Origin of the sequence: Streptomyces canus (assembly GCF_041435015.1) — a bacterium.
Taxonomy (GTDB): Bacteria; Actinomycetota; Actinomycetes; order Streptomycetales; family Streptomycetaceae; genus Streptomyces; species Streptomyces canus_G.
On sequence record NZ_CP107989.1, the window covers coordinates 8,749,679 to 8,763,319 of the forward strand.

Below are 13,641 nucleotides of genomic sequence, written 5' to 3' on the forward strand. Positions count from 1 at the left end.
TTTCCTGACTGCTGAGCATCGCCAGCCGATTCTCAGCAGTCAGCAGCGGGTGCTGTCGGACAGCACATCCCAGTGCCAGTGCTCGTTCCTGTACTGGTGGAACCCGAACCTGGCTGCGTTGGTGCGCAACCACCTCCACGTCGGCCCCGATCCGTTGGCGCAGCCGGCCGAACTGTCGATGCCTGCAAAGTCGATGGCCAATCCCATCTGATGGTTCGAAGTCCCAGGGCGGGCCACACGGCTGTAGTTGCCCTGTCGGCAGAGGGAATTGGCGTTGCACAGGGCCTGCTGGTGCGCCATGGTCCGAAACGCGCTGGAAGCGTTCAGGGTGAGTCCTGACGCCTTTGCCGAGCGGAGCATGGCTGCGACGGCACCCGATACGCGAGAATTCACCACAGCCTCACCGTTCGCGCCGGGCACCCGATAGGCGGTGTTCCCGCTCTCTTCACTCGTGCTGCGCAGACCTGCCACCGCGCACAGGCGGATGAGCACCCTGGCGGAGTTGTGGTAGCCGTCCGCCACTCCAAGGTCTCGAGTCCCCGATGCGCAGGGCACGTTACGGGAGTCGTTGTAGAGAGGAGTGATCGGAGTCGCTGACGTACCTCCGCCCGACGTGCGTGACGCCCAGACGGCAACATGCCCTGGATCGCGGTAAATTACCGCATTTCCGTCGTTCTGCAGTTCGAGGTAGGCGCCAGGGTGGCCTGCGGTGCTGCTGGCCCAGATCGGCACATGACCTGGCGCGTAGAGCGCGAGATTGCCATCCGTCTGCATCTGCGCCACGGTGCCCGGACGGCCCGCGGTGCCGCTCGCCCAAAGGGCGGGATTGCTGCCTCCCTGTCCGTTGTTCCCCGCTCCGAGCGCCCCGACGATCTGCCACGTCCGCGTGGTCGCCGCGCCGACCACGCGGGAGAGGACGTCGTGGGGCTGTTCGCCGAGCGTGCCGCCGAGTACCGCGCCACAGTGGTCCGTGTTCCGGCAGCCGGTGCCGCGGCGGCCGTGGGCCGCGCTCTGAGCCGTACCGGAGCGCTTTGCCTCGTGGGGCCGTCCGGATTCCCCGAGGGCCTGGTCCCGGACGGCCCCTGGTCGCTGCCGGCGGACGTCCCGCCGCTGACTATCGGACAGCTCGACACGGCGGACGCCGTCGTCACGACGGTCGCCGCGGCCATCGCCGTCACCGCCACCGTGGTCCTCGACCACGGTCTGGGCCAGGGACGGCGGGCCCTGGCGCTGCTCCCGGACCAGCACATCTGCCTGGTCCGGGCCGATCAGATCACACCCGACGTGCCCGATGCGCTCCGCCGCCTCGACCCGTCGCGGCCGCTGACACTCATCTCAGGCCCCTCGGCGACCGGCGGCATCGAGCTGGAGCGGGTGGAGGGCGTACACGGGCCCAGGACCCTCGACATCATCGTGCTGGGGGACGCGTAGCCGCCGGAGCGGACATCACGGTTTCGCCGTGCGGTCAGGTGGCCGCGCTGCGAAGCCGTGTGCATTTCACGCATCGACCTTGATAGATCCTATCTATTCTTGCGTGTTGACCTGATCGTGGGGCAGTGACGAGGAGAAGATTCCTGATTTCCGTCCTTAGCTCTAGACAAGACGTGGGGGCGTACCCCTTAATACATCCGATGTCCGAGAAGGATGTGGCCTGAGCGGACACGAGCCGCCGTTTCCCCGCCGTCCGGGCTGAGTCACGGACAAACCACTGGCGACACGCCCCGTGTCCTTCACCCCTTCTGGAGCCGCACATGACCTCCGCTCACCTCAGCAGGCGCTCCCTCATCAAGGCCGCCGCGCTCGCCGGCGGCACCGTGGCCTTCGGACTGCCGCAGGCCCTGTGGCCCACCGCCGCCGAGGCGTACTCGGTCTCCTCGAAGATGGACTGGTGGTACCAGGCCCGGTTCGGGATGTTCATCCACTTCGGGTCCTACTCCTACCTCGGCCACGGCGAATGGGCCTTCAGCTCCGAGAGCTGGTCCAAGGCCAACTACCAGACCCAGGTGTCCGCGCACTTCAACCCCACCGCGTTCAACGCGGCAGCCATCGCCCAACTGGCGGCGGACGCCGGCATGAAGTACCTGGTCATCACTGCCAAACACCATGAAGGCTTCGCCATGTGGGACTCCAACGTCCCCGGCTTCACCGACACCACCGGCACGAAGCTGTACAACCTGCACGACTACGCCGGTGTCCAGGGTGATCTGCTGGCGGCGCTCAAGACCGAGTGCGAGGCACGAGGCGTCAAGTTCGGGCTCTACTACTCGATCCTGGACTGGAACCACCCCTCCCAGACCATCCGAAGCGGTCTCACGACGATGGCCTCGCAGGCCGCCCGCACGGGTTATATCGCGGACATGAAAGCCCAACTGCAGGAGCTGCTGGACCGCTACGACCCGGCGCTCCTGTGGTTCGACGGCGACTGGTTCGGCGAACCCTCCAGCCCCACCCTCGAGGACTGGTGGCTGCGGTCGGACGGTGTCGACCTCTACAACTGGCTGATCGCCCGCAAGCCCCAACTCGTCGTCAACGAACGGGTCAAGCGGGACCTCGGTCTGGGCGACTACACGGTCGCGGAGTTCGGTGTCCCCAACGCGCCGCTGGACCGTCAGTGGGAGAGATGCGACACGATGAACGGTGCCTGGGGTTACCAGGCGGGCCGAGAGAACTCCTACCGGCCCGTCAGGGATTTCGTTCAGGAGCTCGTCACCTGCGTCTCGCGGGACGGCAACTTCCTGCTGAACATCGGCCCCAAGGGCGACGGCTCGGTCACCGCCGGATCCGTGACCATCCTGCGCGGCCTGGCCTCCTGGATGGCGACGTACGGCGACAGCGTGCACGGAGCCACGGCAAGCCCCTTCACCACCGACCCCACCTGGGGCAGGGCCACCAAGAAGGACGGCAAGCTGTTCGCCCACGTCTTCACCTGGCCCACGGGCGGCGTGCTGCAGATCCCGGCGATCACCAACACGATCAGCCGCGTCTACCTGATGAACAACCCCTCGGCCTCGCTCACCTACACCGTCAGCGGCGGCCAGATCAGCGTCACCGTGCCGGCTACCGCCCCGGACGCCAATGACTCCGTGGTCTGCGTCGAGGTCAGCGGCGTCCCCACGGCCGCCGGCGGAGCCCGGGTGACCGTGTTCCAGGACGTGAGTTACTCCTCGGCGAGCGCCGTCCTGACGCTGGGCAATTACACCTCCTCCCAGCTGTCGGCCGCGGGGGTGGGGTCCGCGACCATCTCCTCGCTGAGGGTGCCCCAGGGCTACCGGGTGACGGGCTACTCCGGCGACAACTTCACCGGCACGGCCTGGACGTTCACCGCGGACAATCCCGACCTGCGGGTGACCGGCAACAACGACGCCATCGTCTCGCTGAAGGTCACCTTCAATCCGGCCTCGTACTTCCGTCTGATCAACGTCACGGACGGTCTGGCCCTGGACAGCGGCGGCAACGTCGCCAGCGGCTCGAACCTCAAGCAGTGGACGCCGGTCGACAGCCCCAACCTCCAGTGGCAGGCCGTCGACCTCGGCGACGGCTACTACAGGCTGGTCAACCGCGCCAACGGCATGGTCGCCGACGGCTGGGGCTCGACCAGCAACGGCGCTCCAGCTCAGCAAGAGGCCTGGAACGGCGGCCCCCACCAGCAGTGGAAGATAACCGACCGCGGCAACGGCCAGTACTCGATCGCCAACCGCACCACCGGACTCGTCCTCGACGGCGGCGGACAGGTCCCCTCCGGGTCCGTGACCAAGCAGTGGACCTGGGTGACCAACAACAACCTGCTGTGGACGTTCCAGCCCACCTCCTGACCACCCGTCACGGCCGCGCCGCCCGTACCTCTTCCCGGGCCACAGGGCCACAGCGCCACGACCAGCCTCCTGCGTGGCCGCTGCGGGCCGGGGCCCCTCCGGCCCGCGGTCTCCACGAAGGCACGTCCCCAGGCGGAAGCCGCACGTCCCCACCCAGCAAAGAAGGGCCGCCCATGCACACCTCCCGAAGACTCGCCGCCAGACTCACGGCCACGGCATCCGCCACCTGCCTGGCCGCTGCCGGACTCGCCCTCGTCCCGGCGGCAGACGCCTCGGCCGCGGGCGCGCCGCAGGGCGGCCACGTCTACGCGCTGACGGCGGCCAACAGCGGCAAGAACGCCGCCGTGCTGTCGGACTCCCTGGCCAACGCAGCGGCGGTCGTGCAGAAGACCGCCTCCGGCGGCCCCGGCCAGCTGTGGGAGGCGGTCGACCACGGCGACGGCACCTTCTCGCTGGTCAACATCAACAGCGGCAAGTGCATGGACGTGCAGAACGGCTCCGTGACCGCGGGAAGCCCGATCATCCAGTGGCCCTGCACCGGCGCCGGCAACCAGAACTGGACCTTCAGCGGTTCGGCGATCGTCTCCGCCCGCAGCGGCCTGTGCCTGGACGTCTCCGACGGCTCCACCGCGCAGGACCACGCGATCATCCAGTGGACCTGCAAGAACACGACCAACCAGCACTGGGGCCTGACCGAGCGCCCGCGCTCGGCGACCTGGGGCCCGGCCATGGTCAGCGGCGGCCAGAGCTTCACCTCGCAGACCATCCGGATGGTCGTCCACAACAACACCTCCGGCGCGGGGCTGCGCATCCGGCTGTCCAACCTGCGCAGCACGACCGCCCTCTCGGTAGGTGCCGTCACCGTGGCCGTCCAGTCCAGCGGCGCCACCGCGGTCGCGGGCACCACACACACCGTCACCTTCGGCCGGTCGGCCACGCCGACCATCCCCGCCGGGCAGGAACTGACCAGCGACGTCATCCCGATGCCGGTCGCCGCGGAGCAGAACCTGCTGGTGAGCGTCTACCTCCCGGGCACCACCGGCGCCTCCACCTACCACCACGACGCCCACCAGACCTCGTACCTGTCCGCCGCGAGCACCGGCAACCACGCCGCCGAGGAGGCCCCGACGAACTTCACCACCACCACGGCCAACTGGTTCTACGTCGCCGGACTCGACGTCGTGTCACCCACGGCCAAGGGAACCGTCGTGGCCATCGGCGACTCCATCACCGACGGCTCCAGCGCCACCGACAACGCCAACCAGCGCTGGCCCGACTACCTCGCCCGGCGGCTGCAGGCCGAGTCCGGCGGCCAGCGCCTCGGCGTGGCCGATGCGGGCATCGGCGGCAACCGCGTGGTCACCGACAGCCCGAACACGGGGCAGGGCATCGCGGCCGTCACCCGCTTCTCCCACGACGTCCTGACCCAGCCGGGCGTGAAGGACGTCATCCTGCTGGAGGGCATCAACGACATCAACGCCACAAGCGTCACCGCCGACCAGATCAGCGCCGGTTACCAGACCATGATCAACCAGGCGCACCAGGCCGGTGTCCGGATCCTCGGCGGGACCATCCTGCCGAACTCCACGCAGACCACCGACAAGGCCGCCATCCGCGCCCAGGTCAACCAGTGGATCCGCACCAGCGGCGCCTTCGACGCGGTGATCGACTTCGACGCGGCGCTCCGGGACCCGGCCAACCCGGCGCAGCTGCTCCCCGCCTACGACAGCGGCGACCATCTGCACCCCAACAGCGCCGGCATGCAAGCCATGGCCAACACGGTGAACCTCTCGCTGCTCACCTCCTGAGCGGTACCCACCTCCCGGACGCCGTAGTTCTGTTCGGCGCCCCCTCTCCGCGTACGGGGCACCGGACGGAACGGCCCGTTGCCCGTAAAGAACATGGCGGACAGCGGCGGCCGCCGCTGTCGCGGCCGCCGTTATGGCGGTTGCAACCCCGGCCGCGAACGCCGCCGGAACGACGCTCGTCCTGGATGCCCAGGAGAACTACTACCTCCCCACCGAGGACGAGGGCCCGAACCTGGACCTCGGCATCACCGCCTCGGGCGGGGACGCCTATCCGGACGTGACGGTTTCCCGTCATCCAGCTCTCCGTGATCAGGGCGTGAATGATCCGGCCGACTGCGCGTCGTGGATGCGGTCATGGCAGGCGTCGCAGGCCGCGACGGTCATGCCGCACCAATCCAGCATGACCCGCGCCCAGTCGGACGGCGTCTGTCTGGCTTTGAAGGCGGCGTAGGCTTTCCTCACGGCAGAGCTCGACCGGTTACCAAGACGCTCGTAGCGTTCATCGGCGAGTTCAAGAAGGTGTTCGGGGTCGAGAGCCGAACTGCCGCGGGCTATCCAACTCCGCGGAATGGGTGGACCGGATTAACCTCCAGTGTCTGCATTCTGCGATCGGTGCTATTCGGCCCGTCCAACAAGGGGTCAACTGCTGCGCTCAACACCAGCCCCCAAACCGGCAGTTGGACTTAACCTGTAGGGCATCCACTGATCCCGGAGCGGTTCAGCTCGTGCAGGTGGGTGGCCGCCCGCGAGGCGAGTTGCCACCCAGCTGATCACTCAACGAATGGTTACCAGCGAGTCTGGTGAGCAATTCCCGGCCGCTCGAGCCCTTCTGTTGGTTATACGTGTCGATGTGATCGTTACGTTGTCGGACCCCCATATCCAACTCGGTGTCAGCCTTGCTAGATTGACACCCGCGTCTCCGAAGCGAAGGCGGGTAGATCCCGCAGCGTCACGGAGGCAGAAATCCCCCTATGCCTTCACCAAGGCCTTCTTCGGGTGCCCGGAAACCGTTGCGGCTGAGTTCCGCTGCTTGTAGCCACGTCTCAGGCCAATGCCTTTCGGCACCCAACATCCCCCCGCAACTGGAAAGCATGTAAGTGATGAGATCCCTTCAGCGTTTCGGCCCCCCGTTGGCCGTCTCTGCCATGACGCTCGTGCTGAGCGCGCCCGGACTGGCCGTCGCCGACGAGGTGACCGGCGCCAAGGACACCACGTACTACATCTCGCTCGGTGACTCCTTGGCCTCCGGCTACCAGCCGGACGTCGACAAGGACACCGATGTCGCCTACACCGACCAGCTCTTCGCGCAGCTCAAGCAGCGCACCCCCGGGCTGAAGCACATACGCCTCGGCTGCACCGCTGAGACCACCGAGTCCCTGATCAACGGCGGAAAGTGCGACTACCCGCACGCCAAGTCGCAACTGGACGCCGCCCTGCAGGCCATGGCCAAGGACCACGGCAAGGTCGCCTACGTCACCCTCAGTGTGGGCGCCAACGACATCCTCCTCAACTGCGTCAGCCCGGCCGGCACCCTCGACGGGGCATGCCTGAACAGCAAGAGCCAGGCCATGGCGAAGAACCTGGCCCAGATCGCGGGCACGCTCCGCAAGGCCGGCACGGACAACACGCAGTTCGTGGGCTCGACGTACCACAACCCGTTCCTGGGGGCCTGGCTGCAGGGCGCCGCGGGGCAGCAGGCCGCCAAGGAGTCGGCACCCCTGGTCAAGGCCGCCAACACGGGGATCGCCCAGGTGTACAAGTCCACCGGCTTCAAGGTGGCGGACGTGGCCGGGGCCTTCTCCTCGGACGACTTCACCACCCAGGTGAAGGTGCCCGGCGCGGGCGAGGTGCCGGCGAACGTGGCCAAGATCTGTCAGCTGACCTGGGCGTGCACGAAGAAGGACCCCCACCCCAACGCCGACGGCCACAAGGTGATCGCGGGCGCCTTCGCGGCGGTGCTCGCCGAGAGCGACGCGCCCGGTGGGGGCGCGTCCCCCACGCCCAGCGCGTCGGGCACGCCCGCGCCCGGCAAGGACACGGGGGCGAACGACCCGACCACGAACGGAGATCTCGCCGAGACCGGCGCGTCGAGCAGTAGTCCCGTCCTCGCGGGTGCCGGTCTCGCGGTCGTGGTGGCCGGAACCGCCGCGGTCTACTTCGCGCGCAGGCGCCGTACGGGTGAGGAGAGCTGACGGGCAGTCAGTAGACCGGACTTGCGCAGCGGGCCGCTCGCGGTGTCGCGGGCGGCCTGCTCGGCTCGGCAAGGGACGGCCGGGGTGCAGACCCCGGCCACCCGGGGGGACCGAATCCTGTCGTGACCCGGGCCGGATAACCGGCCGTGCCTCCATCGACTGCTCAAAACAGAGACCCCTTTAGCTTTCAATCAATGTCCGCTTACACTCACCGGCGCCAGCCGCCCCGGTGGACGTTGCCTGGCCCAGCCGCCGTACGAGACGCGCGGGCCCCCTGCGTTGAACGGAGAGGATTCGCATGTCCGAAGCAGCCGCAGCAGTTCTGGCCCGGTTCAGTGAACAGGTGCTTGGTCTCCCCCTGCCCGTGGGCATCCGCCTCTGGGACGGCAGCACGGCCGGTCCCAAGGACGGGCCGGCCTTCGTCCTGCGCGACCGCGAAGCCCTGCGGCGTCTGCTGTGGCGGCCCGGCGAGCTGGGGCTCGCCCGCGCCTGGGTGGCCGGAGACCTCGAAGTCGACGGTGACCTGTACGAGCTGCTGAAGCGCATCTCGACGCTGGTGTGGGAACGGGACGAGCCCGGCAGCCGCACGGCGGCGCTCCGCGGAGCGCTGGGCGTGCTGACCGCGCCCGGCAGCCTGCGTGCGGTGAGCCGGACGCTCGGCCTCGCGGGGATGGGGCTCCCGCCGGCTCCGCCCGCCGAAGAGGTGGTGCGCCGTCGCGGTCCTGCGCACAGCCTGCGCCGTGACAAGGCGGCCATCAGTCACCACTACGACGTGGGCAACGACTTTTACGCCCTGGTGCTGGGTCCCTCGCTCGTCTACTCCTGTGCCTACTGGCAGGGCGACCCGTCCTCCGGCTCCGGCGACACTCTGGAGCAGGCCCAGGAGGCCAAACTGGACCTGGTCTGCCGCAAGCTCGCCCTGCGCGAGGGGCAGCGGCTGCTGGACGTGGGCTGCGGCTGGGGCTCGCTGGCCATGCACGCCGCCGAACGCTACGGCGTACAGGTCGTGGGGGTCACCATCTCGGTCGAGCAGGCGGCATTGGCTCGCGAGCGTGTCGCCGCGGCGGGGCTTGAGCACCTGGTGGAGATCAGGGTGCAGGACTACCGGCAGATCGACGACTCCACCTTCGACGCGATCTCCTCGATCGGCATGGCCGAACACGTGGGCGGGAAGCGGTACCGCGCGTACGCAGACATCCTGCACCAACTGCTGAAGCCCGGCGGGCGGTTGCTCAACCACCAGATATCGCGGCGCCCTGTGCGGGACGAAGGGGAGTACCGAATGGACCCCTTCATCGACCGGTACGTCTTCCCCGACGGCGAGCTGGCTCCCGTCGGCTCCACCGTGTCGCTGCTGGAGGAAGCGGGCTTCGAGGTGCGCGACGTCGAGTCCCTGCGCGAGCACTATGCCCTCACGCTACGTGAGTGGGTGACCAACCTCGAAGCGCACTGGGACGAGGCGGTCAAGCTGACCTCGCCAGGGCGGGCGCGGGTGTGGCGCCTGTATATGGCGGCCTCGGCGGTCGGGTTCGAGAACAACACGATGGGCGTCAACCAGGTGCTGGCGGTCAGGACCGACGGTGACGGCCGGTCCGGCATGCCGTTGCGCAGGGACTTCCTGGGGACCTCGGCCTCGGAGCTCGCCTGACGCGGTGTCGGTCCGGTGCCGTCGGTGGGTGGGACACGCCGCAGCCTCCCTGACGTTCCTGCCTGCTGACACCGTCCTGCTCAACGGCTATGTCTGGACCGCGGACGCCCGCGACCGGATCCAGAAGTCCGTCGCGATTCGCGCGGGCCGATCGTCTGTGTCGGCACCGACGCGGGCGCCCGCCGGTACGTCGGCGAGCAGACGGAGGGGCGTTGTCACGTTGTTGGCTGTGACTGCCTGACGGCGCGTCGGGGCAGGGTGGGCTTGGGAGCCGGGCCTGTGCTCAGGCCGCGGTGGCAGGGCCGGCGACGCCGGTGATCTGCTCCCAGATGGCGAAGCGGACGGTCATCTCGGCTCGGTAGTCGTGGGCGGGCATCAGATGGCGGCGGGGCCGGAAGTCGGGCGGAGCCAAGTGGCAGCTCAGTGCCCCTGTCGGTGGGGCGGGGTGGGAGCCGGAGAGGCTGGATGTAGAGCGCGCGAATGAACCCCGAGCCGTTCAGCTGTGACGGGTCACACCGGAACCGTCAGCGTCGCGGTGCACCCCTGCTCGACGGTGCCGGTGACTTTCGCGAGCTGCTGGTTGTAGCCGTCGCTGAAGACCATGTCCGACTCCAGGGAGAGCTCGCTGAGATTCCTCACGCTCTCGCTGTAGCCGTCGGTGGCGTACACCCTCTCGCTCACGTCCTTCGGCAGCGCGAGCTGCGAGGTGTTCGTGATGGACCTGGCCGCGGTGGCGTCGGCCAGGCTGTCGTAGACCTCGAAGTGGACGTGCGGCCAGCGGCCCGGGTAGCAGCCGGGGAAGATGCTCTTGAACGTGACCTGTCCCTTGCCGTCCGCCTCCTGGACGCCGCGCAGGTAGTTCTCGTCCGTCACGCCGTCGTTGTACAGGGAGTACCTGCCCTCCCGGTCGCATTGCCAGATGTAGACGGCGGCGCCCTTCTTGGGGGTGCCGCAGCCGGAGGCGGCGTCCACCACCGTGAGCGTGATCGTCAGGGGCACGCCCTCGGCGGTACCCCCCGCGGAGTCGCCGAAGCTCTGCGTGATGTCGCTGCGGACGACACCGCTCTCCCTCAGGACGTTGACGCCGTTGGAACCGTCGCCGGGGAAGGGGCCTTCGGTCTCCTTGGGGATCGTCTCGCACTGAACGGGCGACGACACGGACGACGGGGAGAGCGACGGGGACGAGGACGCCGTGGTCTCCTCCTCGGAAGTGCAGCCCACCAGCGGCACCAGGCTCACCCCCGCCAGCAGCCGTACCATCCGGCGACGGGCGAGAAGGGGAAGGTCGTAGGAGAGGCCCCGGTCGTGCGCGTGCACTTCTTCCTCGTGGTTTGCGGTCATGACAAGACGGTATGGACCGGTTGCTGTAGGCCACCAGGCATCTGGCCTGTCGGTCCCCTACCGATCGACTGTCACCTGCCTGTCACTGCCCGGACCCGTCTGTCGGTGACCAGGCGGGTGACGGTCTTGTAGTGATGGCCGAGTGCCTTCGCGATGACGGGGGCCGGGGCCTGGAGGACGAGCTGACGGATCGCGGAGGTCCTGCGCACTGCGGAGGGACGCCGATCTGACGCAGGTGGACTTGGAGCTGACCGGGCTCTCCGGGCTGGCGGCCGGAGAAGAGCCACTGCGAGCTGGCTATTGCCGGACGTGGGAAGGTCTTGGCGGCTTCGGTACGCAGTGTCAGTGCCACGGAGACGGACGTGGGGCGCTGTCACGTTGGCTGGGCGGGCGGGATGATCGCCGGGCTGATCATGCTGGAGGGGTGCCCGTGGAGAGCAGGTCGCCGTCGTACAAGGGGCACCGGTACCCGGCCGAGGTCATCTCCCACTGTGTGTGGCTGTACTTCCGCTTCCCGCTCAGCTTCAGTGAGTTGGTGCCATCGTGATTCCCGCTGCTCAGCGGAGCTGGTGTGACGTTTGGGCGAGGTGCTCGTGCTGGTCGGGGTGGAGATCGGTAGCACGTGATCGTCCAATGCCTCGAAGTTAGGGCTCGCAGAGCATTAACCCGTAGCTTCCCGCTGGCCGACTCGTTGGCGTGGTATGGGCGCATCGGAGGGGCAACGGGCAGCTCTGGCAGCCAAGTTCGAGGCGATCTTCCCGCATCTCGACGAGCGGCAGCGGCGTCTGCTGATAGGAGCGGAAGCCCGGTCGATCGGCCATGGCGGGATCAGGCTGGTCGCCCGGGCCGCCGGGGTGCGGGAGGCCACGGTGTCGCTGGGTGCGGATGAACTGGAATCCGGGAAGGCCCCGTTGGGGCGGGACCGCCGGGCGGGCGGAGGCCGCAAGCGGACGGTCGATCTGGACCTGGGACTTCGTCCGGCGCTGCTGGCCCTGGTCGAGCCGGATGTGCGGGGTGATCCGATGTCGCCGTTGCGGTGGACGACGAAGTCCACTCGTCATCTGGCCGCCGAACTCACTCGCCAGGGTCACCGGATATCCGCCGACACCGTCGCCGACGTGCTGCGCGAGGAAGGCTTCAGCCTCCAGGGGAACGCCAAGACCATCGAAGGCCGGCAGCATCCAGACCGGGACGGCCAGTTCCGCTACATCAACGAGCAGGCCAAGAACCATATCGACGCCCGGGACCCGGTGATCAGCGTCGATGCGAAGAAGAAGGAAATCGTGGGGCCGCGAACGAGATGCGGTCCGGGTCGATGCCGTGGTCGTCGGCGAGTTGGGTGATGACGCTCGTCAGGCAGTGGTGCACGACGAGGTGCGCCCATGCTTCCTGCCGGGCGAGATCCGGGTCGGCCGACCGCAGCACAGCCTGTCGGCCGCGCGCCTGGCCTCTCCCTACGACCCCGATGCCCGCTGGGCGGCCAAGGGCGAAGACCTGTTCTGGATGGGCTACAAGGTCCACCTCACCGAGACCTGCGAGACTCCCGCCGAAGCCGAAGCCGAAGCCGAAGCCGAAGCCGAAGCCGAAGCCGAAGCCGAAGCCGAAGCCGAAGCCGAAGCCGAAGCCGAAGCCGAAGCCGAAGCCGAAGCCGAAGCCGAAGCCGAAGCCGAAGCCGAAGCCGAAGCCGAAGCCGAAGCCGAAGCCGAAGCCGAAGCCGAAGCCGAAGCCGAAGCCGAAGCCGAAGCCGAAGCCGAAGCCGAAGCCGAAGCCGAAGCCGAAGCCGAAGCCGAAGCCGAAGCCGAAGCCGAAGCCGGGATCCCGGCGGCACCGAACCTGATCACGGACGTGTTCACCACCGACGCCACCGTGCCCGATGTGAAGGCGACCGCGCCTGTCCAACAACGCCTGGCCGAGCACGGGGTGAAGCCCGGAGAGCACTACCTCGACTCCGGCTACCCTTCCGCCGCTCTCATCACCGCCGCGCTGAAGCGGGGCACCCGCATGGTCACTCCCGTCCTGCTGGACCACTCCGCCCAGGCCAAGGCCCACGCGGGCTTCGACAGGAACGCCTTCGCCATCGACTGGAAGGCCCGTCAGGTCCGCTGTCCCGCCGGGAAGAGCAACGCGCACTGGAACCCGGTGAAGCAGCACGGCGCGGACGCGATCGTCATCACCTTCAGTGTCCGCACCTGCCGCCCCTGCCCCTTCCGGGAGCAGTGCACCAGTCCGCGCTGGGCCGGCGCATGCTCACTCTGCGTCCCAGGGAACCGCACGAGGCCCTCGTCCGGGCCCGCGCCGAGCAGAAGACCGAGACCTGGAAGGCCAAGTACGCCCTGCGCGCAGGGGTGGAGGGCACCATCAAACAGGCCCTGGACATCACCGGCATCCGCCGGGCCCGCTACCGCGGACTGCCGAAAGTCCGCCTCCGGCACGCCTTCTCCGCAACCGCACTCAACGTGATCCGGCTCGACGCGTACTGGACCGGCCACGACCGGCACCACACCCGCAGAAGCCGCCTCGAACACCTCGCCTACCGACTCACGGCCTGACCCCGAAATTGCGCAGCAGAGTCGACCGGGGGACAAAACCCGGCGTCCAGCCCGACTCGTCTGCCGCTTCCTTCCGACCGTCAGAACGGGTCCGTCGCGACGGGGGTGACAGAAGGGGCCGGCCCGCCACGTACTGGGCCATCGTGAGTGGGGAGAAGGCCGAGAACGCTGCCGGTTCAGGCCGGGACCGAACCGCCGGTCAGCGTGGGGCGGGTGTGCGGTGCCGCGAAGGCCAGCGGTGTGCGCCCCTTGCGGGGCGCCTGCCACGGATGCGGTAGGTGGACGTACCAC

10 protein-coding genes and 3 pseudogenes are annotated in these 13,641 nt (G+C 68.4%); 9 read left to right on the forward strand and 4 right to left on the reverse strand.

All coding sequences use genetic code 11. The features are described from left to right. Positions 1-39 precede the first annotated feature (39 nt). On the reverse strand, positions 40-774 hold the full coding sequence (locus tag OG841_RS39945) for a M15 family metallopeptidase (RefSeq protein WP_365123254.1): 735 nt from the start codon (positions 772-774) through the stop codon (positions 40-42). Between OG841_RS39945 and OG841_RS39950 the strand changes: the two genes are divergently transcribed. The 6 genes from OG841_RS39950 (at position 733) to OG841_RS39975 (ending at position 9,460) form a co-directional block, all read left to right on the forward strand. Next, positions 733-1,431, forward strand: a complete 699-nt coding sequence (locus tag OG841_RS39950) for an LUD domain-containing protein (RefSeq protein WP_371569204.1) — start codon at positions 733-735, stop codon at positions 1,429-1,431. The two genes, OG841_RS39945 and OG841_RS39950, sit on opposite strands and share 42 nt — an antisense overlap. A 320-nt stretch (positions 1,432-1,751) precedes the next feature. After that, positions 1,752-3,812, forward strand: coding sequence for an alpha-L-fucosidase (locus OG841_RS39955; RefSeq protein WP_371569207.1), 2,061 nt, complete (start codon positions 1,752-1,754; stop codon positions 3,810-3,812). A gap of 173 nt (positions 3,813-3,985) precedes the next feature. Continuing rightward, the gene (locus OG841_RS39960; RefSeq protein WP_371569209.1) at positions 3,986-5,620 is read left to right on the forward strand and encodes a GDSL-type esterase/lipase family protein; all 1,635 of its coding nucleotides are present in this window, start codon (positions 3,986-3,988) and stop codon (positions 5,618-5,620) included. A 133-nt stretch (positions 5,621-5,753) separates the two neighbouring features. Next, positions 5,754-6,071 (forward strand): hypothetical protein, encoded by a 318-nt coding sequence (locus tag OG841_RS39965; RefSeq protein ID WP_328636928.1) that lies wholly within the window; start codon positions 5,754-5,756, stop codon positions 6,069-6,071. 694 nt (positions 6,072-6,765) lie between these two features. Continuing rightward, a complete protein-coding gene (locus OG841_RS39970) occupies positions 6,766-7,812 on the forward strand; it encodes a GDSL-type esterase/lipase family protein (protein ID WP_371569213.1) in 1,047 nt (348 codons plus the stop codon). A 298-nt stretch (positions 7,813-8,110) separates the two neighbouring features. Then, complete coding sequence (locus OG841_RS39975) at positions 8,111-9,460, forward strand: cyclopropane-fatty-acyl-phospholipid synthase family protein (RefSeq protein ID WP_365123827.1); 1,350 nt, start codon at positions 8,111-8,113, stop codon at positions 9,458-9,460. Between the two features lie 283 nt (positions 9,461-9,743). Here the strand turns inward: OG841_RS39975 and OG841_RS39980 are convergent. Both OG841_RS39980 and OG841_RS39985 read right to left on the reverse strand, forming a co-directional pair. Continuing rightward, positions 9,744-9,863, reverse strand: a pseudogene (locus OG841_RS39980) (IS6 family transposase); the annotation flags it as partial. Between the two features lie 107 nt (positions 9,864-9,970). Then, positions 9,971-10,801 (reverse strand): intradiol ring-cleavage dioxygenase, encoded by an 831-nt coding sequence (locus OG841_RS39985; protein ID WP_328636925.1) that lies wholly within the window; start codon positions 10,799-10,801, stop codon positions 9,971-9,973. A 430-nt stretch (positions 10,802-11,231) separates the two neighbouring features. On the opposite strand from OG841_RS39985, the pseudogene OG841_RS39990 reads away from it, so the two are divergent. Together OG841_RS39990 and OG841_RS39995 are read left to right on the forward strand one after the other, a co-directional pair. Then, positions 11,232-11,336: pseudogene (locus tag OG841_RS39990) on the forward strand (IS6 family transposase); the annotation flags it as partial. Positions 11,337-11,502: 166 nt separating this feature from the next. Further along, positions 11,503-12,090 (forward strand): annotated as a pseudogene (locus OG841_RS39995) (ISAzo13 family transposase); the annotation flags it as partial. On the opposite strand, the gene OG841_RS40000 reads toward OG841_RS39995, so the two are convergent. Further along, positions 12,056-12,952: a hypothetical protein gene (locus tag OG841_RS40000; protein WP_371569215.1), complete on the reverse strand. Its 897-nt coding sequence runs from the start codon at positions 12,950-12,952 to the stop codon at positions 12,056-12,058. The pseudogene OG841_RS39995 and the gene OG841_RS40000 sit on opposite strands and share 35 nt — an antisense overlap. Positions 12,953-13,017: 65 nt before the next feature. On the opposite strand from OG841_RS40000, the gene OG841_RS40005 reads away from it, so the two are divergent. Next, the gene (locus OG841_RS40005; RefSeq protein ID WP_328636923.1) at positions 13,018-13,350 is read left to right on the forward strand and encodes a transposase; all 333 of its coding nucleotides are present in this window, start codon (positions 13,018-13,020) and stop codon (positions 13,348-13,350) included. The last annotated feature ends 291 nt before the right edge of the window (positions 13,351-13,641 follow it).